Below are 20565 nucleotides of genomic sequence, written 5' to 3'. Positions count from 1 at the left end.
AGGCTTCGTGCAGACCGGTTCGGCCACCGAACAACCGCAGTCCACCGCCGCAGCGGCCGGCGAGACCTGGCGGATCCGGCGGACCGAGGCCGACCTGGACCGGCTCGGCGAGACCGAGTCGATCTTCGCGTTGGGCAACGGGTGGATCGGCTGGCGCGGGGTGCTCGACGAGGGTGCCCCGTGCGGGATGCCGGGCAGTTACGTCAGTGGCTTCCACGAGCGGCGCGAGCTGAGCTATCCCGAGGAGGGATACGCGTTCCCACCGGCGAGCGACACCGTCATCAGCGCACCGAACGCCGCACTGATCCGGCTCTGGGTCGACGACGAGCCGTTGGATCTCCGGACCGGGACGGTACGCAGCCACGATCGGGTGCTCGACCTGCGTACCGGCGTGCTGCGCCGGGAGACCGAGTGGATTTCACCGGCCGGGCGGGGCGTACGCATCCGCAGCACCCGGTTGGTGTCCCTGCCGCGTCGCCCGGTGGCCGCCGTCCGGTACGAGGTCGAGCCGTTGGACACCCCCGTCGAGCTGCGGGTCTGCTCGGATCTGTTGGCCAATGAGAAGGTGCCGGAGCGTTCGGACGACCCTCGGGCCGCCTCGGTGCCCACCGACCCGCTGACTGCCGAGACGTACCGTGCGACAGGCCTCGACGGGGTGCTGGTGCACCGCACCGAGCGAAGCGGCCAGCGCGTCGCGGCTGCGGTCAGTCACCTGTTGGAGGGGCCGGGCACGGTGACGACCGGTGGTGACTGCACCCCGGACCGGGTACGGCTGACCGTGACGGGTCGCCTGCACCCGGGGGAGCGGTTGCGGCTGACGAAGTTCGCCGCCTACGAGTGGGCGGCGGTCGACGCGACGCCCGCCGACGAGTTGGCCGCCCTGGTCGCCGCCGAGGCGGACGCGGCGCGCGCGGACGGCTTCGACGCCCTGCTCACCGACCAGCGCGCCGCCCTGGACGCGGCCTGGCAGGTCGCCGACGTGCAGCTCGACGGCGATCCGGAGCTTCAGCAGGCCGTTCGGTTCGCGATGTTCCACCTGATCCAGGCCGGTCGTCCGGACTCCGACCGGACCATCTCGGCCAAGGGGTTGACCGGCAACGGTTACGACGGGCATGTCCTCTGGGACACCGAGAGTTACGTCCTGCCGGTGCTCACCTACCTGGCCCCGGCGGTGGCCCGATCGGCGCTGAGGTGGCGGCACGCCCACCTGCCCGAGGCGCAGGAACGGGCCGCCGAGCTGCGGTTGACCGGCGCGACCTTCCCGTGGCGCACCATCGGCGGCCGGGAAAGCTCCGGCTACTGGCCGGCGGGCACCGCCGCGCTGCACGTCAACGCCGACATCGCCGACGCGGTGCTGCGCTACCTGGCGGCCACCGACGACCAGCGGTTCCTGGCCGAGGCGGGGCTGGAACTGCTGGTCGAGACCGCCCGGCTCTGGCACGACTTCGGCCACTGGTCGGACGAGGGCGACTTCCACCTGCACGGGGTGACCGGCCCGGACGAGTACGCCGCGCTGGTCGACGACAACGTCTTCACCAACCTGATGGCGAAGCGCAATCTGCGCGGCGCGGCGGATGCCGCCGAGGGGCATCCCGAGCTGGCCGACCGGCTCGGCGTGGACCGCGACGAGGTGGCCGGCTGGCGGGCCGCCGCCGACGCGATGGCCATCCCGTACGACCGCGAGCGTGGGGTGCACCAGCAGGCCGCCGGCTTCACCGAACAGCCCGAGTGGGACTTCGCGAACACCGGCGACGACGACTACCCGCTGCTGCTGCACTTCCCGTACCTGGAGCTGTACCGCAAGCAGGTGGTGAAGCAGGCCGATCTGGTGCTGGCCATGCAGCTCTGCCCTGGTGAGTTCACCGCCGACGAGAAGGCCCGCAACCTGGCCTACTACGAGGCCCGCACGGTCCGCGACTCGTCGCTGTCGGCGGCACCGCAGGCCGTGCTGGCCGCCGAGGTCGGGCACCTGGATCTGGCGTACGACCTGTTCGCCGAGTCGGTCCTTCAGGACCTGGCCGACCTGGGCGACAAGACCGCCGACGGGCTGCACCTGGCCTCGCTGGCCGGCGCGTGGCTGGCGCTGGTGCAGGGCTTCGGTGGGCTGCGCGACGACCGGGGGGTGCTTTCCTTCGACCCCCGGCTTCCGCGCCGGATCGACCGGCTGGCGTTCAGCCTGCGCTGGCGCGGCCACCGGCTGCGGGTCACGTTGACTCCGGCCGAGGCCCGCTACGAGCTGCCCGACGCTGCCGCGGATGCCGAGGTCGAGCTGTGGCACCACGGCGAGTCGCTGCGGGTCACCGGCGCCGAACCGGTCACCCGGCCGATGCCGCCGGTGCCCGACCCCGGCCCGGAGCCGGCCTCCCCGCCCGGCCGCCGCCCCACCCGCCGCTCAGCCGACTGAGCCGCCCCGCCCGGCTCAGGGGCCGCCACGGCTCCGGCTCAGGTCGGCGCGGGACCGCCGGCTCAGGTCGAGGCGGGACCGCCGGCTCAGGTCGGCGCGGGACCGCCGGCCATCCGCTCGCGGACGGCCTCGAGCGCCTCGAAGGCGTACGCCCAGTTGTGGCACTTGAAGCTGCGCAGACCGTCGATCGCGGTGTGACAGTCGGAGCAGCGCACCCCGGCGATGGCATCCGGGATCTCGGTGTTGACGTACTTGCGCTCGCCCAGGATGACCGTGGCGATCATGACCTTGTCGTGCAGGCCGGAGAGCGCCGACGAGACGATGTCGTACCAGGTGATCCGCCGGCGGCACTTAGGGCAGTCGGGTTCGTCGCCGCTGACCCAGAGCGGGGCGCCGATGCTGCGCGCCGGCATGCCGAGTAGTTTCTCCAGCCGCCGGACGTCCGACTCGGGGGTGGTCCAGCGGTGTCGGCCGGGCAGTGATGCGGGCGAGTCGTACACGGCGCGGAACAGGTCGTGGTCGACCTGCACGGTTTCGCGCTGAGCCGTCATCGGTGTCCCTCCTCGTTGAGTCGGTGCCCCCACCGTGGTCAGCGGTGACCATGGGCGCAGCCGGATCAACGACACGAGGGGTCAGCGGGTCGTCGCCGCGGGTGCTGGACATCGAGTTCCGCGCCTGCGGCTGACCCTGCTTTCGGCTCCGGTGGCCGGCCTCGGGTGGTACGACGGACGCAGAGGCGTGCGCCAGCGGGAGGAGCGCCGATGGCGAGCAGACCCGAACGGCTGCTGCGGGGCGGTGACTCGCCGCTGAGCGCGTCGTTCCTGGAGCTGTTCTTCGATCTGGCGTTCGTGCTCGCCCTCAGTCAGCTGGCCACGCACCTGCTGCACGACCTCACCCTGGCCGGCGCGCTGCGGACCGCCGTGCTGTTGACCGGAGTCTGGTGGATCTGGGTGCCCACCACCTGGTTCGCCGACTGGTACGACCCGGAGAGCCCGGCGGTGCGGTGGCTGTTGGTGGGTTCCGCGCTGGGCAGCCTGCTGATCGGGGTGGCGATCCCGCAGGCGCTGGACGGGCGGGGCCTGCTTTTCGCCGGCGCGTACGTCTCGGTGCACATCGCCCGGGGCGTGGTCACCGCCGTCGGGCTGCGAGGTCATCCGCGGCAGATCCGGACGCTGCGCATCCTCTGCTGGTTCAGCGTCTCCGCCGTACCGTGGCTCGCCGGTGGGTTTCTGCCGCAGTGGCGGGTGCCGCTCTGGCTGCTGGCCCTCGCCCTCGACCTCACCGGTCCGCGACTCCGTTGGCCCACGCCGGGGATGGGCCGGACCAGGCGGGAGGAGTTGCACCTGGCCGGTGAGCACTTCGCCGAGCGGTACCAGCAGATCATGATCATTGCGCTCGGCGAACTCGTTCTGGTCGCCGGCCTCTCGTACGCCGGCACCGACCTTCACTTCCCGCAGACTGTCGCGTTCCTGCTGGTCTTCGCCACCGCGGTGCTGATCGGTCTGCTCTACGTCACGCCCGCCGGCCAGCGCCTCGGCCCGGCCATCGAGCGCGCCGACCCGGCCCGGCTCGGCGTCATCACCGGATACCTGCACCTGGTGATGATCGCCGGGCTGGTGGTCACCGCCGTCGGGGCCGAGTTGAGCATCGCCCACCCCATGGAGACCGGTGACACGACCGCGGTCCTGGTCATCCTGAGCGGGCCGACGCTGTTCCTCGCCGGGCGGATCCTCTTCTCGGCGGCGATCCACCGGCGACTTTCCTGGCCCCGGGTCGCCGCCCTGTTCGTGCTGGCCGCTGCGGCGGCCGTGCTGCGGCTGCCGCTGTTGGTGGTCAGCGCGGTCGCCACCGGGGTGGCGCTCCTGGTGGTCGTCCTGGACCACGCCGGGATCGGGTCCTACCGCCACCGATCTGGTGCGTAGGCAAGAAGCCTGACTAAAGTCAGGTATATGGACTCGGCTCTCATCGCCGCGGTGCGGCGGTTCAACCGGACGGTCACCCAACGGGTGGGTGCGCTCGACGACGAGTACATGGCCCAGGGGCGCCCCCTGGGCCAGGCTCGGTTGCTCTGGGAAATCGGCCCCGCCGGTGCCGAGGTCGCCGCGCTGCGGGCCCGGCTCGGCCTGGACTCCGGATACCTCAGCCGACTCCTGCGCACCCTGGAGAACGACGGCCTCATCGCCGTGGGGCCAGTCGACCAGACCGGCGCCGACGGCCGGGTACGCGTCGCCACGCTCACCGAGGCCGGCCGGACCCAGTGGGCCGACCTCGACCAGCGGTCGGACGATCTCGCCGCCTCGATCCTCGAACCACTCACCGAACACCGCCGCGAACGACTCGTCACCGCCATGGCCGAGGTCGAACGGCTGCTCATCGGCTCGATGGTCGTCATCGAGCCGTGCCCGCCGAGCGACCCGCGAGCCCGCGCGTGCCTGCGGGCCTACGCCCGCGACATCGCGCGACGATTCGACGACGGGTTCGACCCCGCACTGAGCAACCCGGTCCACGACGAAGCGCTCGTCCCGCCCAACGGGGTGCTCCTGCTCGCCACCCTCAACAGCGAACCGATCGGCTGCGGCGCGGTCAAACTCCACCCCGACGCGCCCGCCGAGATCAAACGCGTGTGGGTGGCCGACACCGTACGTGGGCTCGGCGTCGGGCGGCGGCTGCTGGGCGAGTTGGAACGGTACGCCGCCGAGCGCGGTGCGACAGCGGTCCGGCTGGACACCAACCGCAACCTCACCGAGGCGATCGCCCTGTACCGGGCGACCGGTTACCGGGAGATCGAGGCGTACAACACCGAGCGCTACGCCCACCACTGGTTCGAGAAGCGGTTGGGGCACTGACAGCCCCAACCGTCCGGTGATCGGGCGCCGTCCACGCGGCGGCTACAGCCGCTCGAAGCTCTCCATGCCGGCGAGTTTCAGCACCTCGGTCCGGGTCGCCGGGCATTCCTTGCGGGTCTGGTCGTCGATCTCACGGCCGTTGGGCACCGGGCCCTGCTTCTCGTACCAGGAATAGAGGTTCACGGTGAGGTTCGCCATCGCGCCCGTCTCGGACCCGATCCCCTTGAGCGTCGGCACCTGGCCGTCCAGGTAGGCGCACACTTCCTTCGCCGACACCGGAGAGCCGTCGGCCGGGACGGATCCGGCCGCGCTGGTCGGTCCTGTCGTGTCTGGCACCGCGGCGGGCTCGGCCTCGGTGCACGCCGTCAGGGCGAGCACGAGGCAGAGGGCTGGTGCGAGCGGTCGGAACGTACTCATCGGATCTTGTCCTCACGGGGTTCGTGGTGGGTAGGGGTTCCAGCGGCGTTCGCGGCGACGAGCCAGAGGCCGGTGGGCAGCCGGTAGCCGACGCCGGGCTCACGGAAACGGCCGAGCAGCCGGGCGACCCCCGCCCGGGCCGAGGCCTGACCAGCCGGCGGAGCCGCCCGGTACGCGGCACCGGCCGGGCCGACCTCGATGAGCCATTCGGCCACCGCGTCGGCGTCGTCCGGAGTTTCCAGGGCGACATCGCGCGGTGTGATCGTGACGGCGGTGAAGCCGGCGGTGGTGAGGATCCGGAGGAGCCGCGCCGGGTCGGCGAACGCGAACGGGCCGGGCTCGTCACCCACTGGGAGCGGTGGTAACGGTCCGAGATGCGGTGCGGCGCCGAGCATCGCCGCGGACAGCCACGGGTTGACGCCGCCGTCGCGGAAGACGGTCGCGGCGAGGCGCCCTCCCGGGCGCAGTGATCGCCGGATCGTGCGGCAGCCGGCAACCGGGTCCGCCAACAGCATCAGGGTCATTCGTGAGAACGCCGCGTCGAACGGGGCACCAGGCACGACATCGAGAGTCTCGATGTCGGCCACGTGGAACTGGATGCCCGGGTGCCCGTCGGTGGGGAACCGGCGTCGAGCGGCGGTGACCATAGCCTCGTCGATGTCGACACCGATCGCCGCGCCGGTCTGGCCGACTGCGGCGGCGATCTCGGCCGTGGTGCCGCCGCAGCCGCAGCCCACATCGAGGATTCGTTCGGTGGGTCGTGCGGCCAGTCGATCCATGGCCGCCGCGCCCAGCGGTCGACCGGTCTCGTCCTGCCGATCGGCGTGGCGAATCCAGCCAGCTGCCGCTCCCGCCCAGAAAGCGGCGCTGCGGGCCCGCAGGCTGGCGGTGTCGGTCATCAGAACGGCATCTCGGCGCCGTCGACGCTCATCGAGCGGAAGTGGGCCGCCTTCGTGGGGTCGAAGCCGTCCTCCTGTGCCGCCAAGCCAGCAGCTCGGACCAGCCGTTCGGACTGGAACCGGCGGAATGCCGCTTCGTCCTGCCAGATGTTGATGATCCGCCAGCCGTCCTCTGTCGGCCCGGCGACATGGGCGAGCAGACCCGGCGGTCGGTCCGGTCCGAGGTGTCGTTCCACCTGCCGGTATTCCGCCTCGCTGACGCCGGGCATCTCCTGCAACACACCGAACGGCATGGCCGTCACCTCTCGATAGATAGAGTGAGACTCTATCCAATAGAGCACTACACTCGAGAGGTGGTTGTCAAGAGACGTTATGACTCTTCCCGCCGACAGGAGCAGGCCCGACAGACCCGGCGAGCGATCCTCGAAGCGGCTGGCCGGCTGTTCGTCGACCCGGGCTACGCGGCCACACCGCTGACAGCTGTCGCCGTGGAAGCCGGCGTCGCGGTCCAGACCCTGTACGCGGTTTTCGGCAGCAAGCGGCAACTGCTCTCCCAGCTGGTCGACGTCACCCTGGCCGGCGACGACGAACCGGTGGCCCTGCCGGACCGGCCCTTCGTCGCCGAGATCCGCGCACTCGCCGACCCTCGGGCCAAGCTCGCCCGCTACGCCCGTCACCTGGCCGAGGTCAACGCCCGGCAGGCCCAGGTGATGCTCGCGCTGGCCGGCGCGGCCACGGCCGATCCGGACGCTGCCGAGATCTGGCGCAAGAACGTCGACGACCGCCGCCGCGGCATGGCCATGTTCGCCGCCGAACTCGTCGGCACGGGAGGCGTACGCTCCGACCTGAGCGTCGATCAGGTGGCCGACATCCTCTGGTTGGCCCAGGACGTCCGCAACTTCGACTGGCTCGTCCGGCAACGCGGATGGGCGACTGAGCAGTACCGGCGGTGGTATGTGGACACCGTCAGCGGCGCGATCATCGTCAGCGCCGAATAGCGGAGAGCTTTGATCTTGTGGCCCGGTGCCTCGCCGGGCAGGCTGATACGTCGTCGCCGAACAGCATCCGGCAGCCTGAACGAGGAGATCGTCGTGCGCAAGCTCGTGTATTACATCGCCGCCACCCTGGACGGCTTCATCGCCGGTCCCGACGGCGCCGACCCCACCGGCCCCGACGGCTTCTGGCCGATCCCGGAGGACTACCTGCACCACCTGGTCAGCGAATATCCGGAGACCCTCCCCGGTCCGGCCCGGCAGGCGTTCGGCATCACCGACGAGGGCAGCCGGTTCGACACCGTGCTGGAAGGGCGCCACTCGTACGAGGTGGGCCTGAAGGCCGGCGTGACCGACGCGTACCCGCACCTGCGCCACCTGGTGTTCTCCCGGACGCTGGGCAGCAGCCCGGACCCGGCCGTCGAGGTCGTCGGCCAAGACCCGATTGCCACGGTACGAGAGCTGAAGCGGCACGACGGCAAGGACGTCTGGGTGATCGGCGGCGGTGCGCTGGCCGGTGCCCTCTACTCCGAGATCGACCAGCTGATCATCAAGCTTGCGCCGTTGACCATTGGCGCCGGCATCCCGCTCTTCGGCCGCGACGCCGTCTTCGCACCACGCACCTGGCGCCTGACCGACCACACCGTTCTGGACAGTGGCGCCCTCTTCCTCACCTACACGCGCATCCAGACCGGAAACGAGTCCGCCTGAGCACGTCCCAGAACACGGTCATGATCCGTCCCAGCACCGGGCCGCCGCCTGGTAGCGCTAGCGGTCGGCTGCCCTCCAATCACCCCTTCACCGCGCCTGCGGTGAGCCCTTCGGTCAGGAAGCGCTGCCCGAGGGCGTACATGATCACCACGGGGATGCTGACGAGCAGCGACGCGGCGGCGAGTTGTCCTTGCGGCACGACGTCTCCGGCGATCATCGACTGCATCCCCACCGGGAGCGTCTTGTACTCGTCCTTCGTGATGAACACGAAGGCGAAGAGGAACTCGTTCCAGGCGTTGGTCAGGGTGAAGAGCGCGACCGCCAGCAGCCCTGGCTTGGCGAGTGGCAGCACCACCTTCCCGAACGCCTGGATGCGGCTGCAACCGTCGACCAGCGCGGCCTCCTCCAACTCGATGGGGATGGACGAGAAGTACCCCACCAGCAGCCAGGTGGCGAACGGCAGCGTGAAGGTCGGGTACGTCACCACCAGGGACCACAGCGAGTCGGTGAGCCGGGCGCCGATGAGCATCTGGTACAGCGGGATGAACAGCAGCGCACCCGGCATCACGTAGGTGAGCAGCACCGTGACGGTGAAGCCCTGTGCCCCGCGGAACCGCAGCCGGGCCAGCGCGTACCCCGCCAGGGCGGCGCAGACCAGTGCCACAGCGGTCGACGCCGCGGACACCAGCAGGGTGTTGAGATACCAGCGGCCGAACGGCTGGTTGTCGAACAGGGCGCCGAACTGCTCAAGCGTCCACGGCGTCGGCCACAGGTCGTCGGTACGCATGACGACCTGGCCCTCGGACTTGAAGGCCGTGACGGCGATCCAGTACAGCGGGCCCAGCACGAAGAAGAGCAGGCCGGCCAGCGCGGCCCAGGAACCCAGGCCCGACACCACCGACGACGAACGGCGACCACCCCGGGACTGGAGGGTCGAGACCACCCGGCCGACCCCCGCCGCGATCAGCAGGATCACACCGAGGACCACCGCCGCCTTCCAGAAGATCTGCGGTGATGCCCAGGCCAGCAGACCGGTGACCAGCGCGGCGACGACCCACGGCAGCGCCTTTCGCGCCGTCGCCGCCCACCGTTGTGTCCCGATCCACCGCGCCGCCCGGCGTCGCCGGGGCAGTTTGATGTTGGTGTCCTGGCGCAACAACCGGACCAGGACGAACACCAGCCCGCCGATGATCGGCAGCATGACGAGCGTGACCGCCGCGCCCGCGCCGTACTGGAGCTGCAGGATGGCCTTCGAGTAGGCGATGAGCACATACGGCGCGGTCACGTCGCCCGGGCCGCCCTGCGTCAGCAACCAGACGAGGTCGAAGTTGTTGAACGTCCAGATCGACGACAGGGTCACCGTCACGGTGATGACGTGGCGCAGTCCGGGCAGCGTCACGCTTCTGAACCGCTGCCACGACGAGGCGCCGTCGATGGTCGCCGCCTCGTAGAGGTCCGCCGGGATGGCCTTCAACCCCGCGAGGAAACACACGGTGAAGAACGGCACTCCCTTCCAGACGTTCACGAGGATCACCGACGGCATGGCCAGCGACGGGTCGGACAGCCAGCCCGCGGGCCAGCTGTCCACCAGGTGCGCGCTGGCCAGCAGCGGCCCGATCCCGGTGGCGGTGAGCAGCGTGTTGACGCTGCCGAAGATCGGGTCGAGCAGCGCACGCCAGCTGAACGCCGTCACCACCGTCGGCACCACCCACGGCACCAGGAGCAACCCGGCCAGCACGGCCCGCCCACGGCGGCGATGGTGCAGCAGCAGGGCCGCGGCCAACCCCAGCACGACCTTGAAAACCTCGGCGTACGCGGTGAAGACGAACGAGTTCACCACGCCGGTGTGGAACTGGTCGTCGCCGATGAGCGCGAGGTAGTTGTCCAGGCCGACGAATACGCTGTCCTGCCCGTGCCGTTCCGTGGTGCTGGTGATGATCGACCGGCCGATCGGCACGAGAACGAGCCCGCCGACCAGCACGGCCATCGGCGCCAGGAACAGGGCCGCGAGTCGCCAGTCGCGACCCAGCCGCCGTTGGACCGCGGTGAGGGAGCCAGGTCCCGACGGCGGGGACTTCCTCGCCGTCGGGACCCGCGCAGGACGGACCGAGCTCACTGCGGCAGCCCCTGCTGGTTGAAGATCTGCACCATCTTCGCGTGGGCGGCCGTCACGGCCTGCGCCGGCGCCGTACCCTGCACGACCTGCTGCATCATGTCGGTGAGGACGTAGGCCGAACCCACCGCCTGCTGGCCCGCGCTGGCCTTCTGCGGGAAGGCCAGGCCGTTCTTCGTGTTCAGCGGCAGCTTCAGTTCAGTGATCTTGCGCAGCATGGGGAACGCCGGGTCGCCGCTGGTGAAGAACGGGTCGGCGTCCCAGACCTTCTCCCAGGCGGGCATCACCAGGCCGGGTGCTTCCTTCGCCACCCCGAGCAGCGCGGGCGCGCTGACCAGGTACTGGGCCAGGAGCTTGGCGAGCGCCGGGTTCTTGGCGCCCTTGAAGACGACGAAGCCCTGCGACTGGCCGAGCAGCAGCGGATTGTCGGTCGCCGGCCCGATGCAGTCGGAGAACACGTGGGTGTTCGCGTGCACCGGGTTCTTCTTGGTCCTGGAGTCCGCGTAGACGCTGAACTGGTTGCGGGTGTAGCCGAGGATCCCGGCGAGCCAGTTCTCGTTGTTGCTGGTGTCGGTCCAGCTCGCGATCCCCGGCGGCAGCATCGGCTTGTACTTCGGGTTGGTGTAGATGTCGCCGAGGAAGGTCACCGCCTGCACCGTCTCCGGTGAGTTGAAGGTGACCTTCCGGCCGTCGTTGGCGGCGATCGACCCGCCGTAGGCGTTGATCAGCGCCTCGATCATGCCGTTGCCGTCACCGGACCGGTTCACCGTCATGCCCCAGCCGAACCGGCGTTTGCCCGGATCGGAGATTTCCAGGCACAGGTCCCGCAGCTCCTCCCAGCTGTAGATGTCCTTGGGTGTGATGCCCTTGTCCTGCATCCAGTCCTTGCGCAGGAACGACCCGATCCCGATGAAGTGGTAGGGGATCGCGAACCACTTGCCGTCGAAGACGCAGAAGTTCTTGGCCTCGGCGCAGGGTTCGCCGTACTTGGCGGTCAGCGCCTTGACGACGTCCGTCACGTCCTCCAGGTCGCCCAGCGCCTGGAACTGCGCGACGAACCGGGAGTCGGTCATGAACGCCAGGTCACGCGCCACCCCACCCTTGACCTCGGCGTCGATCTTGGCCACCACGTCACCGGCGTCGGCCTGGACCAGACTGTTCTCGATCTTCGTCCCGGTGGTGTCGGCGAACTTCTTGATCGAGCTGTCGAGGGCTTCGTTCGCCGCCGTCGAGTACAGCTTCTGCGACAGCATGCCCATCGAGGAGCCCTTCATCGCCGCCGCAGCGTCGATCAGTTCCTGCGGAACCTCCGGCTGCACCTTGCTGGGCGATTCGGAGCTGTCCCCACACGCGGCCAGACCGGCCGCACCGAGCACCCCCACTCCCATCCCCAGAAAGCCGCGCCGTGACCACCCCGACTTGTCCTCCATGGACACTCGCCTCCTTCGTCTCCCCGCGCACGGCTGCACGCCGAAGGCCTACCTGGCGGACACCGCGACGGTTGTGTTCCAGTTGGTTTCTGCCGGCGACCACCGAGGGGTCGCCCGTCGAGTTCAGTGCGTCGGTGGGTCGCCACGGTGGTGAGCGGGCCCGCCCGTCACCGTGGGACGTCCACGTCCGCGCGCTTCGTCGGAGCCACCCGAGACATGCCGGGTGCCGCTCGTCGGATGGCGCGACGGGGTCGAGGCGATCGGCGACCGGGCCGAGGTTCTAGCGCTGACGTTCCAGTTCGGTCGGTTCACAGGACCACCGCCGTTCGAGATTTCGAACTAGGTTCGATATACCGTATCGAGTGGTCGCGACGCTAGAACAGTGCCGAGAACGATGTCAATGTTTCGATGTTGTTTCGAACCGAAAGCGGGAGGCTGCCTATCGAGGCTGCGCTCGGTAGCCCATGCGAGCCGACAACGCGGCCGCCCCCTCGCGAACCAGCCCGGTCCACTCCACCTGCACCTGCGGCGTCCAACGGATGATCGGCGCGGACAAGCTCATCCCAGCGATGATGGCGCCGGTATGGTCCCGGATCCCCGCGGCGACGCAGCGCATCGCAGTGTCCGACTCGCCGATGTCGACCGCGACGCCCTCCACCCGGACCCGGTCCAGATGTTCACGAAGAGAATCCGGATCGGTGATGCTGTCCGGCGTCATGCCCGGCAGGGGGTCCTTCAGCAGGACGGCATCCAGGTCCGCCTCATCGAGGGCCGACAGCAGCACCTTGCCAACGGCCGTGCAGTGGGCGGGCAGCCGCAGCCCGACCCCGGAAACCATCCGAACCGGGTGGGTGCTGTCGAACTTGACGAGGTAGATGACATCGGCGCCGTCGAGCACCGCCACATGAACCGCCTCGTCGCACGCAGCGGCCACGTCCCGCGCGACGCCCTGCGCCTCGCGTACCAGATCAAGCCGGCCCGCGAACGCCGCGCCCAACTGGAACAGCGGCATGCCGAGCCGATACTGCACCGGCTGACCCGGTATAGAGATCAGGTACGCGCGAGCCTCAAGCGTCACGAGCAACTCGTGGACGGTCGTGCGGGGCAGATCGAGTCGCTCCATCACCTGCCGGGCCGACAGTTGGGGGCAGTCCAGAAACAGTTCCAGGACGTCGAGCGCGCGGATGACCGCCGGTACCACACGGGGCATGTCGATAGTCCCTTCGCAGCGCCGAACCCGTGTCAACGATCTCCACACGGGCCAGCACCTGAAGAGGATATCTACGTCGGCTCCCGGCGCCAGGTGCCGAACTCGTCGTCGATCGGAACTGTCTGGACGGCGCGGCGACCGACAGCCGCTGCTGTCTGTCCGGATCGCCGCCCGCCCGAAACATCTCGGGCGGGCGGCGAGCGGCTCAGCTCTGGCTGACCAGGCCGGCGTCGACCACGTACTCTCCGCCATGCACGGTCTGGAATTCGGCGCTGGCGACGAGCAGGGTCGGCTCGAACTGGTACGAGGTCACGATGTCCGAGTCCGTGGCGTCGTCACCCACGTCTGCGACAGTCCGGCCGTACGTGGCGGCTGCCTCCAGCCGGACCTCGTACAGCGCCTCGCTGCGGGCGGTGATCGACCAGGTTCCGTCCGGGTTGACGGTGGCCGAGCCACCGCGCGCTGCCCATCCCGGTCAAGGTCGTGCCACAGGCGAGATCGTCCGTCGGTGCCGCCAGTTTGGCAGCTCGCTGGCCGCGCGATGGGGACCCTGACGCCTCGCTTACAAGCTCTGTGCACCTCGTCTGCGCTCGTCCGGGAAGGGCTACACGCTCGGAGTATGGGCTGGCCCCACCCAGTTACCTGTCCCGAGCCGCTTATCTGTGGCTCGAAGACAGGTGCGGCGTTGACGCGCCCTCTCACCTACCCAAACGGCTGACGGACGGACCGCGGCGGCATGAGAGCCTTCCGGCCGAATATCGGGTGCCGCAAGACGGCATGGTTGCGAGAGTTGACGGCATGCGCGGCAGATATCTCGGAGACATTCTGAAGCAAATGGATCACGTCGATGACGTTGACGTCGTCGGACGCGCCGCATCCTCGCCGGCGCTGCAAACAGCCTTGGAGTGGTCTCGGCCGCGGAACTGGTGGGGCATCGGCATTGATCCACTCTTGTTGTTCAACCTCGCCCGCGATGCGGGCATCCCGCTGGCCTGGGTCCCGCGTGGAGAGATCATCCGTGAACTCGTGGCCGCGCCGAGCAAGTCCGCGATGAACAGCACCCTCGTCCGCCGGTCTGCGCTGGTACTCGAAGACTGCTCCACTGTTGTCGCGGAGTGCACCGACGAGCGGCTGCAAGACCAACTGCCACTGGCAGAAGCCGCTATCGCGGCATACTGCGGGGGCCACCCGGAGGCTGCCATGGCACTCGCGGTCAGCCTGAGCGAACCACTCGCACTTTGGGCGTCGACCAAGCGCTTCCGCAGCTTTGACTCCCGGGAAGAGCGCGATGCCTGGGAAAGGCGTCTAGAGAAGGTGAGGAAGTACCGCCTTGCCGAGTTCGAGCTTGGAGCAGAACCGCCGGATAAGCGGTTCGGCTTTAAGGATCTGCTCGTAATGGCACCAATACCGAGGTTTTTCACGCCTTGGTTCCCGGACCAGGGGGCTCCGCAGCCGGAAGCCCTCTCGCGGCATGTGGTAGCCCATCAGCCGACCGTCCAGCATTTCTCGGCGGAGAATTGCCTCGTCGCGATCATGCTTATGGCATCGCTGCTCCGTCAACAGCAGGACTTCTGCGAAGCCCTCGAGCCCAGTGACGTGGACGAGGGCTAGGACTTCTCGTTCGATCCCGTAACGAGGTTCCCTGACGCGTTACACGAGCGCTTCTCCCGAGACCGATCTGTCACGGAGGTCCTGAGATCCGACATCGCCGGCAGTTCGGCCTGTCCTGTCACGGCACACGCTTGACACTCGCGTCCCACCAGATGCTTGACATGATCGGGGCACTTCCGCTTAGTACCGGGCTCCCTGCGATCACCCGGGTCCGGCACGATGAGGCGGTGGGAATGAGTGTGCAGGTCCGGGAGTACAGCGGTGTCGTTGTAGAGCAACTTACGGACGCCGCGGCCATCGCGTCTCTCTGTTCCTTGGCTGCATCGGAGCCGTCCCGTTACCCGCTGCTTTCCGGAGTCGATCCCTACGACGACACCTGGTTCAACAGCCGCCAGACGGCCAGGCTGGCAACCGAACTTCAATCGATCACCGAGCGATCCAAGGATGACCGAGTGCGAGCAGCCGCCCAGGCGATACTTCAGCTCGCATCGCTCCTAGAGGACGCGCCTCGACGCCCCCACCACCGACAGCTCCTGTTCAACGGAGACTGACCGCGAAATTTTGCTGGCCAGCCTAGATCATTTGATAAGCGTGAGCTGGGACGGATCTGTCAAGCACGTGGTGGGACTAGACACGCCGGCAGTCCGGCCATCTAGCCCTACGAATGGGCGCGTGCTGAAGGGCTAGCAACGGCGTGATCGTCTATCCATGTCGCTGGTTCCGTGGCCCACGACGTCTCCCTTGCCGCAACTGTTGGTGATGATGCTGCCCTGCTTGAAGCCCCAGCGATCCTGCATGATGTCGGCTACGCGCCCCACCTCGCGAAGGCTGGATTTCATCCGCTCGATGGTGGTGTCTACCTGAAGGCATAGACGCACCAGGTCGACTCGTCCATCTCGTCGCGCATCACTCGTGCGCTGTGAGGGGGCCCCGTCTCCGAGGTCTGGAAGGACGACTGGCCGACTTTCGGGATGAAGAAGAGCCGGTCAGAGACGCGCTCTGGATGTGTGATCTCACCACAACGCCTGACGGAGAGCCGGATTTCGTGCGGCCAAGATCGGATCTAGGTTGTGCCCTGGTGTACCCGATGATCTTCGCCCGGCGTTCTTGCAGCTCAGGAGGGGTAGTTGGTGGGCCGCCAGGGACTCGAACCCTGAACCTATGGATTAAAAGTCCACAGCTCTGCCATTGAGCTAGCGGCCCGCGCGCTCAGGTTACCCGACCGTCTGCGCCCCGGCTGATGTCCGCCCCCCGGTCAAGAGGAGTGATGCTGATCTACGCCGCGATGGTGTGGGCGTTGGACGACCGCCGTTGATGGTGCAGGGCTGCGCGGCTCGCGTCCGCAGCCGCCTTGACACCTGAGGCGAACTTCCGCACCGCTTGGTCACCGGTATAGCTTCATCACCGTTATATTGAGGCCATGTCCACACCCACGCCGCTGCGGGAACCCACCTTCTTGATCCTCACCGCCCTGGCGCGGGAAGACATGCACGGCTACGGCATCGTCAGCGACGTCGCGGCCCTCTCCGGCGGGCGGTTGGCGCTGCGGCCCGGCACCCTCTACGGCGCACTCGACCGCCTCACCGACGAGGGGCTGGTCGAGCGGGCCCACGAGGAGGTCGTCGAGGGACGGCTGCGCCGCTATTACCGGCTCACCGAAGCCGGCCGGTCCGTGCTCACCGCCGAGACCGAAAGACTGCGCGGCAACGTCGAGGCCGCCACGCAGCGGTTACGTGCTCGACCTGCGGGCCCCCGCGCCGCCGGCGGCACCTCACGCGGCCCTCTGACGGCCACCCGCCCCATCCTTCGACCGACCGGAGGCCCGGCATGAACCAGCCCAACCCCGCGCAGGATCAGGCCGGGTCGCCGCTGGAGTCCCGCTACCGGCGGCTGCTGTGGGCCTACCCGGGTGACTACCAGGCTGAGCGGGGCGACGAGATCGTCGGGACGTACCTCGACACCGTCGATCCTGGGCGGCGCTGGCCATCCCCACACGACGCCGCCGACCTGCTCGGCGCCGGGCTCCGGGAGAGACTGCGCGGGTACGGTGCCCTCGGGCTGGTTGCGGCTCTCCCGCTGGCCGCGACCGCCGCGTTGAACACCCTGGTCGCGGTCTCCGCCTTCCTGCTCCTGCAGGTCGAGTTCGAAGATCCCCGCTTCGCCGGGCTGGACCCGGTCGGCCCGTTCCAGACCCTCGGCGCCGTCATCTGGCTGGGCTGGCTGCTCGTCGCCCTCGCCGCCACCGCGCTGCCCGGGGCCTGGGCCCGCTCTGTCGCGGCCGGTGGTCTCCTGCTGACCATCGCCGTGCCGCCCGTGGCCGCCGCCACCGGGCAGCCTGGGCCGCCGCTGTTCGTGCTGGTTCCCGCCGTCGCGCTCGGCCTGGCCACGCTTGCGCTGCCCTCCCATCCCGGCTGGGTCGCGCGTAGCCTGCCGCCGCTCACGGCCGGCTGTGTGACGGCCGCATCCGTGGCATTCAGCGCCGCCGAGAACGGCGGGAACATGTTCACGTCGTACGGCTCGACCCCCGAGCTGCTGGCGATGGCCGGGGGGTTGATGTTCGCACTGGTCCTGCTCGTCGGCCTCGGTCGTGCCCTGCGAGCCGACGACGCCGGTCTCTGGGCGACAGTGCTGCTCGCCACCCCGGCCGGCCTGTTCGGCGCCAACCAGCTCAGCCAAGGGATCTGGGGCAGCCAAGGAGGTGGATCGACCTCGGCGGCCTACGCCACCACCACCGGGTCGATCCTTCTGGTCGGCGCGGCGCTGCTGGCAGCGGCAATCGCCGGCCAGGCCGCACGACACCAGACCGTACGTCGGCGAGTGCTCGACGACGCCTGCCCGACCTGCGGACACCGCTCGACCGCTACGGCACGGGCCTGACTTCGGGCAGGACCTCCGGGTGGCGGGGTCCGAGGTGCGGGGTCGGTGATCTGGGGTGGTCCGCACGGTGGCGCATGGGTCGCGGCCGCTGGGGAACCAGGACCGGCATGGGATCGAGCCGATTGCCGGCCGTGGCGGCCTCCGGGGAGGAGGTCGGGCGTGATGGCGTACGCCAGCCGGGTGGCGAGGTGCACGCCTGGCTGCCCGGCCAGAACCAGACGGTCTGCGGCCTGGCACTGAGCCGGACCCGACTGCGTCGCTTCCCGCATGTGCGCTTCGACTACTCGGGTACCGACGTGCTCACCGAGGCGGACGCCGTGGGCTGGATCTGCCCACGCTGCCTGGCCGCCACCGCCGGCAAACAGGGCAAGGAGAAGCACGGCTGGGTACGGGAGTCTCCTCGCCCTTGATCGACTCGGGATCCCGGTAGTCGGGCTGTCCTGGGCGCGCGGATGCCGCGACTTTCAGGAAGTCGAGTGGATCAAGCGGCAGGGCAGAGCGGGCCACCGCACTGATGGGCGGTTGAGCTGCTGCTGGGCGGGTACGGGGTCGGGCATGCGGATCGTGGTGGTGGGGGCGAGCGGCAACGTCGGTACGGCGCTGCTGCGGCGGCTGCGCCGGGAGCGGGGCGTGGAGCTGGCCGGGGTCGTTCGACGTCTGCCCGGCCCGGATGCCGGCGAGCCGTACGACCAGGTGGAGTGGCACTCCTGCGACATCGGCGCGCCGAGCGCGGTCGGGCAGCTCGCCGAGGTGTTCGCGGGTGCCGACGCGGTGGTGCACCTGGCCTGGCAGATCCAGCCCAGCCACGACCAGCGGGTGCTGCGCCGGACCAACGTCGAGGGCAGCCGGGCGGTGATCAACGCGGTGGTCCAGGCCCGTGTTCCGGCCCTGGTGTACGCCTCGTCGGTCGGCACCTACGCGCCCGGCCCCAAGGATCACCCGATCAGTGAGCGGTGGCCGGCCACCGGTGTGCCCGGTTCGTCGTACAGCGAGCACAAGGCCGAGGTGGAGGCGTTGCTGGACGGGGTCGAACGGGATCAGCCGACGCTGCGGGTGGTGCGGATGCGACCCGGGTTGATCTTCCAGCGGGCCGCCGGTGCGGAGATCACGCGTTACTTCCTCGGCCCGTTGGCGCCGGTGCGGCTGCTGCGCTTCGGTCGGATCCCGCTGGTGCCGACGAACCGCCGGTTGCGGATGCAGGCGGTGCACGCCGATGACGTGGCCGACGCGTACGCCAGGGCGGTGCTGGGTGATGCGCGCGGCGCCTTCAACGTCGCCGCGGACCCGGTGCTCACTCCGGAGCTGGTGGCCCGGCACTTCCACGGTTGGACGGTGCCGGTCGCCGCGCCGGTGCTGCGGGCGGCGGCGGCGCTGACCTGGCGGGCGCGGCTGCAACCGGTCGACGTGGGCTGGGTGGAGCTGGGTCTGAACGCCCCGCTGATGTCCAGCGAGCGCGCGGAGACCGAGCTGGGCTGGCAGCCCAAGATCAGTGCGCTGACGGCGCTCAAGGAACTCTTCGCCGGGATGGCCGACGGCGACCACACGTCAAGCCCGCCAATGTCCGGCGCACGGGACCTGCCCGGCCGCCCCGCCGCCCTCCTCCGCGCCCGCCCCCCAGGCGAAGGAAACCCCTACTGACCCCACCCCAGCTTGTTGATCAAGAGGTTTCGGTCAACAAGCGCCGCCCCGATGACCGAAACCTCTTGATCACCGGCGCAAGCGGCGCGCGGGCGGCGCGCGGCGGCGCGCGGGCGGCGCGGGCGGCGCGCGGGCGGCGCGGGCGGCGCGCGGCGGCGCGCGGGCGGCGCCGGGGCGCGCGGACGCCGGGGCTGGGCGGCCGGGTTAGGAGAGCTTGGAGCCCGTCAGGGTGGGGTTGCGGGCGCCCAGGAAGAAGATGCCGGGGAAGCCGCGGGTCTCGAACTTGGCGCTGGGGTTGCGGCGCAGGGTCGAGTTTTCGATCTTCATCGTGCCGGTGCGGTTGTTGCTCACGAAGAAGACCGCGCCGCCGCCCTCGTTGGCCTTGTTGTTCTCGATGATCGTGCCGGCAATCCGTACGGTGAACTCGTTGCCGTCGCAGTAGATCGCGCCGCCGCTGCCGCCGCCGGGCGTACCGGACTTGGCCGGGTTGGCACCGCTGCCGATCGCCTCGTTGTTCCTGAGCAGGCTGTTCAGCACCACCCACGACACGCCGATGCTGCTCAGCGCCCCTCCGTTGGAGCAGGAACCGCCGTCGAAGGTGCTGCCCACCACGTACACCGGCTTGTTCTCGTACTGGCTCAGCACCCGGACGGCCGCGCCACCCAGGTCGGGGCCGGTGCGGTCGCAGCGGTTGCGGACGAAGCGCGAGTTGACCACCTTCAGCCGCCCGCCGCGTACGAAGATCGCCCCACCGCCGCCGCCCTCGGCCTTCTCGCCGGTGGAGTTGCCGTCGGCGAAGGTGAGGTTCTGCACGGTGAGCTGCGGGTGATCCTGGTTCTGGCAGTGCGAGGTGGTGAAGCCCTGGGCCTCGTCGCAGGTGTTCATGTAGAGGATGCGGCGCTGCCCCTGGCCGCTCAGCGTGACAGTGCCGCCGCCGTCCAGCACGATCTTCGGCCCGTTGGCGTTGCGGACCTTCGCGGTGGCGGTCATCTTGATCGTCACAGGGGCTGGTCCACAGTTGAACGTGATGACACCGCCGGCCGCGACGGCCTTCACGACCGCTGCGGAGGTGCAGCTCGCCGGGGTGCCGGTGCCGATGGTCCGGGTCGGCTTCGAGGTGTCCACCGCCCGCGCCTCGGCCGGCACGGTGGCCTTGCCGTTCGGGTTGCCGGCGGCGAGCACCTTGTTGGCGGGCTTCGGGCTGGCGCTGGCCCCCGGGCCGCCGAGGCCGTCGCGAGCCCCCGGCGCTTCGCTCTGACCGCCGGTGGGCAGCGCCGTCGGGGAGGCGGTCGAGCCGGCCTCGAACGAGGGGGCCGGGTCGTTGGGCGCGCAGGCGGGCAGGGTCGCGGTGGCGACACCGAGGACGAGGAGAGCGGCAAGCGACGTCATGCGCACCCCGTGATGCTAGGAGCCGCTA

General features: G+C 69.6%; 20 protein-coding genes and 1 tRNA gene. 11 read left to right on the top strand and 10 right to left on the bottom strand.

The window, feature by feature from the left end:
• Nucleotides 1-7 precede the first annotated feature (7 nt).
• Entirely contained in the window at nucleotides 8-2404 is a 2397-nt protein-coding gene (locus tag ACFYP0_RS11040) for a glycoside hydrolase family 65 protein (protein ID WP_355495916.1), read from the top strand.
• An 86-nt stretch (nucleotides 2405-2490) separates the two neighbouring features.
• Here the strand turns inward: ACFYP0_RS11040 and ACFYP0_RS11035 are convergent, their stop codons facing one another.
• The gene (locus ACFYP0_RS11035) at nucleotides 2491-2955 is read right to left on the bottom strand and encodes a hypothetical protein (RefSeq protein WP_386995460.1); all 465 of its coding nucleotides are present in this window, start codon (nucleotides 2953-2955) and stop codon (nucleotides 2491-2493) included.
• Nucleotides 2956-3165: 210 nt separating this feature from the next.
• Between ACFYP0_RS11035 and ACFYP0_RS11030 the strand changes: the two genes are divergently transcribed.
• Together ACFYP0_RS11030 and ACFYP0_RS11025 are read left to right on the top strand one after the other, a co-directional pair.
• Nucleotides 3166-4326 carry a low temperature requirement protein A gene (locus ACFYP0_RS11030; RefSeq protein WP_124861154.1) on the top strand — a complete coding sequence of 387 codons (1161 nt, stop codon included), beginning with the start codon at nucleotides 3166-3168 and terminating at the stop codon, nucleotides 4324-4326.
• 27 nt (nucleotides 4327-4353) lie between these two features.
• Entirely contained in the window at nucleotides 4354-5250 is an 897-nt protein-coding gene (locus tag ACFYP0_RS11025; protein WP_124861152.1) for a helix-turn-helix domain-containing GNAT family N-acetyltransferase, read from the top strand.
• A gap of 42 nt (nucleotides 5251-5292) precedes the next feature.
• Here ACFYP0_RS11025 and ACFYP0_RS11020 read toward each other — a convergent pair whose 3' ends face one another.
• From ACFYP0_RS11020 to ACFYP0_RS11010, 3 genes are read right to left on the bottom strand one after another with little or no spacing between them, the layout of a single operon-like run.
• Nucleotides 5293-5667 (bottom strand): hypothetical protein, encoded by a 375-nt coding sequence (locus tag ACFYP0_RS11020; protein ID WP_355495923.1) that lies wholly within the window; start codon nucleotides 5665-5667, stop codon nucleotides 5293-5295.
• Nucleotides 5664-6566: a class I SAM-dependent methyltransferase gene (locus ACFYP0_RS11015; RefSeq protein WP_355495925.1), complete on the bottom strand. Its 903-nt coding sequence runs from the start codon at nucleotides 6564-6566 to the stop codon at nucleotides 5664-5666. Before ACFYP0_RS11015 ends, ACFYP0_RS11020 begins: the two co-directional genes overlap by 4 nt.
• Nucleotides 6566-6859: a hypothetical protein gene (locus tag ACFYP0_RS11010; protein ID WP_112624669.1), complete on the bottom strand. Its 294-nt coding sequence runs from the start codon at nucleotides 6857-6859 to the stop codon at nucleotides 6566-6568. Before ACFYP0_RS11010 ends, ACFYP0_RS11015 begins: the two co-directional genes overlap by 1 nt.
• Before the next feature lie 60 nt (nucleotides 6860-6919).
• Here ACFYP0_RS11010 and ACFYP0_RS11005 point away from each other — a divergent pair, with 60 nt between their 5' ends.
• Nucleotides 6920-7564 (top strand): TetR/AcrR family transcriptional regulator, encoded by a 645-nt coding sequence (locus tag ACFYP0_RS11005; protein ID WP_355495928.1) that lies wholly within the window; start codon nucleotides 6920-6922, stop codon nucleotides 7562-7564.
• A 93-nt stretch (nucleotides 7565-7657) separates the two neighbouring features.
• Complete coding sequence (locus ACFYP0_RS11000; RefSeq protein WP_386995454.1) at nucleotides 7658-8269, top strand: dihydrofolate reductase family protein; 612 nt, start codon at nucleotides 7658-7660, stop codon at nucleotides 8267-8269.
• A 79-nt stretch (nucleotides 8270-8348) separates the two neighbouring features.
• Here the strand turns inward: ACFYP0_RS11000 and ACFYP0_RS10995 are convergent, their stop codons facing one another.
• The 4 genes from ACFYP0_RS10995 to ACFYP0_RS10980 form a co-directional block, all read right to left on the bottom strand.
• Nucleotides 8349-10385, bottom strand: a complete 2037-nt coding sequence (locus tag ACFYP0_RS10995) for an ABC transporter permease (RefSeq protein ID WP_386995452.1) — start codon at nucleotides 10383-10385, stop codon at nucleotides 8349-8351.
• Nucleotides 10382-11812, bottom strand: coding sequence for an extracellular solute-binding protein (locus ACFYP0_RS10990; protein ID WP_124861142.1), 1431 nt, complete (start codon nucleotides 11810-11812; stop codon nucleotides 10382-10384). Before ACFYP0_RS10990 ends, ACFYP0_RS10995 begins: the two co-directional genes overlap by 4 nt.
• A gap of 439 nt (nucleotides 11813-12251) precedes the next feature.
• Nucleotides 12252-13022, bottom strand: a complete 771-nt coding sequence (locus ACFYP0_RS10985) for an IclR family transcriptional regulator (protein WP_355496161.1) — start codon at nucleotides 13020-13022, stop codon at nucleotides 12252-12254.
• Nucleotides 13023-13227: 205 nt separating this feature from the next.
• Complete coding sequence (locus ACFYP0_RS10980) at nucleotides 13228-13365, bottom strand: hypothetical protein (protein ID WP_355495936.1); 138 nt, start codon at nucleotides 13363-13365, stop codon at nucleotides 13228-13230.
• A gap of 455 nt (nucleotides 13366-13820) precedes the next feature.
• On the opposite strand from ACFYP0_RS10980, the gene ACFYP0_RS10975 reads away from it, so the two are divergent.
• Nucleotides 13821-14633 carry a hypothetical protein gene (locus ACFYP0_RS10975; protein ID WP_355495939.1) on the top strand — a complete coding sequence of 271 codons (813 nt, stop codon included), beginning with the start codon at nucleotides 13821-13823 and terminating at the stop codon, nucleotides 14631-14633.
• Nucleotides 14634-14785: 152 nt separating this feature from the next.
• A complete protein-coding gene (locus ACFYP0_RS10970; RefSeq protein ID WP_355495942.1) occupies nucleotides 14786-15184 on the top strand; it encodes a hypothetical protein in 399 nt (132 codons plus the stop codon).
• A gap of 577 nt (nucleotides 15185-15761) precedes the next feature.
• Here the strand turns inward: ACFYP0_RS10970 and ACFYP0_RS10965 are convergent.
• Nucleotides 15762-15836: transfer RNA gene (locus ACFYP0_RS10965), tRNA-Lys, on the bottom strand.
• A gap of 217 nt (nucleotides 15837-16053) precedes the next feature.
• Between ACFYP0_RS10965 and ACFYP0_RS10960 the strand changes: the two genes are divergently transcribed.
• The 4 genes from ACFYP0_RS10960 to ACFYP0_RS10945 all read left to right on the top strand — a co-directional run bounded on the left by ACFYP0_RS10960 (nucleotide 16054) and on the right by ACFYP0_RS10945 (nucleotide 19148).
• A complete protein-coding gene (locus ACFYP0_RS10960) occupies nucleotides 16054-16464 on the top strand; it encodes a PadR family transcriptional regulator (RefSeq protein ID WP_355495944.1) in 411 nt (136 codons plus the stop codon).
• A complete protein-coding gene (locus tag ACFYP0_RS10955; protein ID WP_355495946.1) occupies nucleotides 16461-17510 on the top strand; it encodes a GlsB/YeaQ/YmgE family stress response membrane protein in 1050 nt (349 codons plus the stop codon). The genes ACFYP0_RS10960 and ACFYP0_RS10955 overlap by 4 nt, the downstream gene beginning before the upstream one ends.
• A 107-nt stretch (nucleotides 17511-17617) precedes the next feature.
• Entirely contained in the window at nucleotides 17618-17920 is a 303-nt protein-coding gene (locus ACFYP0_RS10950; protein WP_355495951.1) for a hypothetical protein, read from the top strand.
• A gap of 145 nt (nucleotides 17921-18065) precedes the next feature.
• Nucleotides 18066-19148 carry an NAD-dependent epimerase/dehydratase family protein gene (locus tag ACFYP0_RS10945; RefSeq protein WP_355495954.1) on the top strand — a complete coding sequence of 361 codons (1083 nt, stop codon included), beginning with the start codon at nucleotides 18066-18068 and terminating at the stop codon, nucleotides 19146-19148.
• Between the two features lie 204 nt (nucleotides 19149-19352).
• On the opposite strand, the gene ACFYP0_RS10940 is transcribed toward ACFYP0_RS10945, so the two are convergent.
• The gene (locus ACFYP0_RS10940) at nucleotides 19353-20537 is read right to left on the bottom strand and encodes a hypothetical protein (protein WP_355496164.1); all 1185 of its coding nucleotides are present in this window, start codon (nucleotides 20535-20537) and stop codon (nucleotides 19353-19355) included.
• Between the last annotated feature and the right edge of the window lie 28 nt (nucleotides 20538-20565).

This window comes from Micromonospora arida (genome assembly GCF_042873195.1).
Lineage (GTDB): Bacteria > Actinomycetota > Actinomycetes > Mycobacteriales > Micromonosporaceae > Micromonospora > Micromonospora arida.
The sequence above is the reverse complement of the archived record's forward strand: the minus strand, read 5'-3'. Positions and strand labels throughout refer to the sequence as shown.

Bases quoted from the DNA above. Each gene is read 5' to 3' on its own strand.
- ACFYP0_RS10945 (WP_355495954.1), top strand. From the start codon at position 18,066: ATGCGGATCGTGGTGGTGGGGGCGAGCGGCAACGTCGGTACGGCGCTG.
- ACFYP0_RS11030 (WP_124861154.1), top strand. From the start codon at position 3,166: ATGGCGAGCAGACCCGAACGGCTGCTGCGGGGCGGTGACTCGCCGCTG.
- ACFYP0_RS11010 (WP_112624669.1), bottom strand. From the start codon at position 6,859: ATGCCGTTCGGTGTGTTGCAGGAGATGCCCGGCGTCAGCGAGGCGGAA.
- ACFYP0_RS10955 (WP_355495946.1), top strand. From the start codon at position 16,461: ATGAACCAGCCCAACCCCGCGCAGGATCAGGCCGGGTCGCCGCTGGAG.
- ACFYP0_RS11025 (WP_124861152.1), top strand. From the start codon at position 4,354: ATGGACTCGGCTCTCATCGCCGCGGTGCGGCGGTTCAACCGGACGGTC.
- ACFYP0_RS10990 (WP_124861142.1), bottom strand. From the start codon at position 11,812: ATGGAGGACAAGTCGGGGTGGTCACGGCGCGGCTTTCTGGGGATGGGA.
- ACFYP0_RS10985 (WP_355496161.1), bottom strand. From the start codon at position 13,022: ATGCCCCGTGTGGTACCGGCGGTCATCCGCGCGCTCGACGTCCTGGAA.
- ACFYP0_RS10975 (WP_355495939.1), top strand. From the start codon at position 13,821: ATGCGCGGCAGATATCTCGGAGACATTCTGAAGCAAATGGATCACGTC.
- ACFYP0_RS10960 (WP_355495944.1), top strand. From the start codon at position 16,054: ATGTCCACACCCACGCCGCTGCGGGAACCCACCTTCTTGATCCTCACC.
- ACFYP0_RS10950 (WP_355495951.1), top strand. From the start codon at position 17,618: ATGGGATCGAGCCGATTGCCGGCCGTGGCGGCCTCCGGGGAGGAGGTC.
- ACFYP0_RS11015 (WP_355495925.1), bottom strand. From the start codon at position 6,566: ATGACCGACACCGCCAGCCTGCGGGCCCGCAGCGCCGCTTTCTGGGCG.
- ACFYP0_RS11020 (WP_355495923.1), bottom strand. From the start codon at position 5,667: ATGAGTACGTTCCGACCGCTCGCACCAGCCCTCTGCCTCGTGCTCGCC.
- ACFYP0_RS10970 (WP_355495942.1), top strand. From the start codon at position 14,786: ATGCTTGACATGATCGGGGCACTTCCGCTTAGTACCGGGCTCCCTGCG.
- ACFYP0_RS11035 (WP_386995460.1), bottom strand. From the start codon at position 2,955: ATGACGGCTCAGCGCGAAACCGTGCAGGTCGACCACGACCTGTTCCGC.
- ACFYP0_RS10940 (WP_355496164.1), bottom strand. From the start codon at position 20,537: ATGACGTCGCTTGCCGCTCTCCTCGTCCTCGGTGTCGCCACCGCGACC.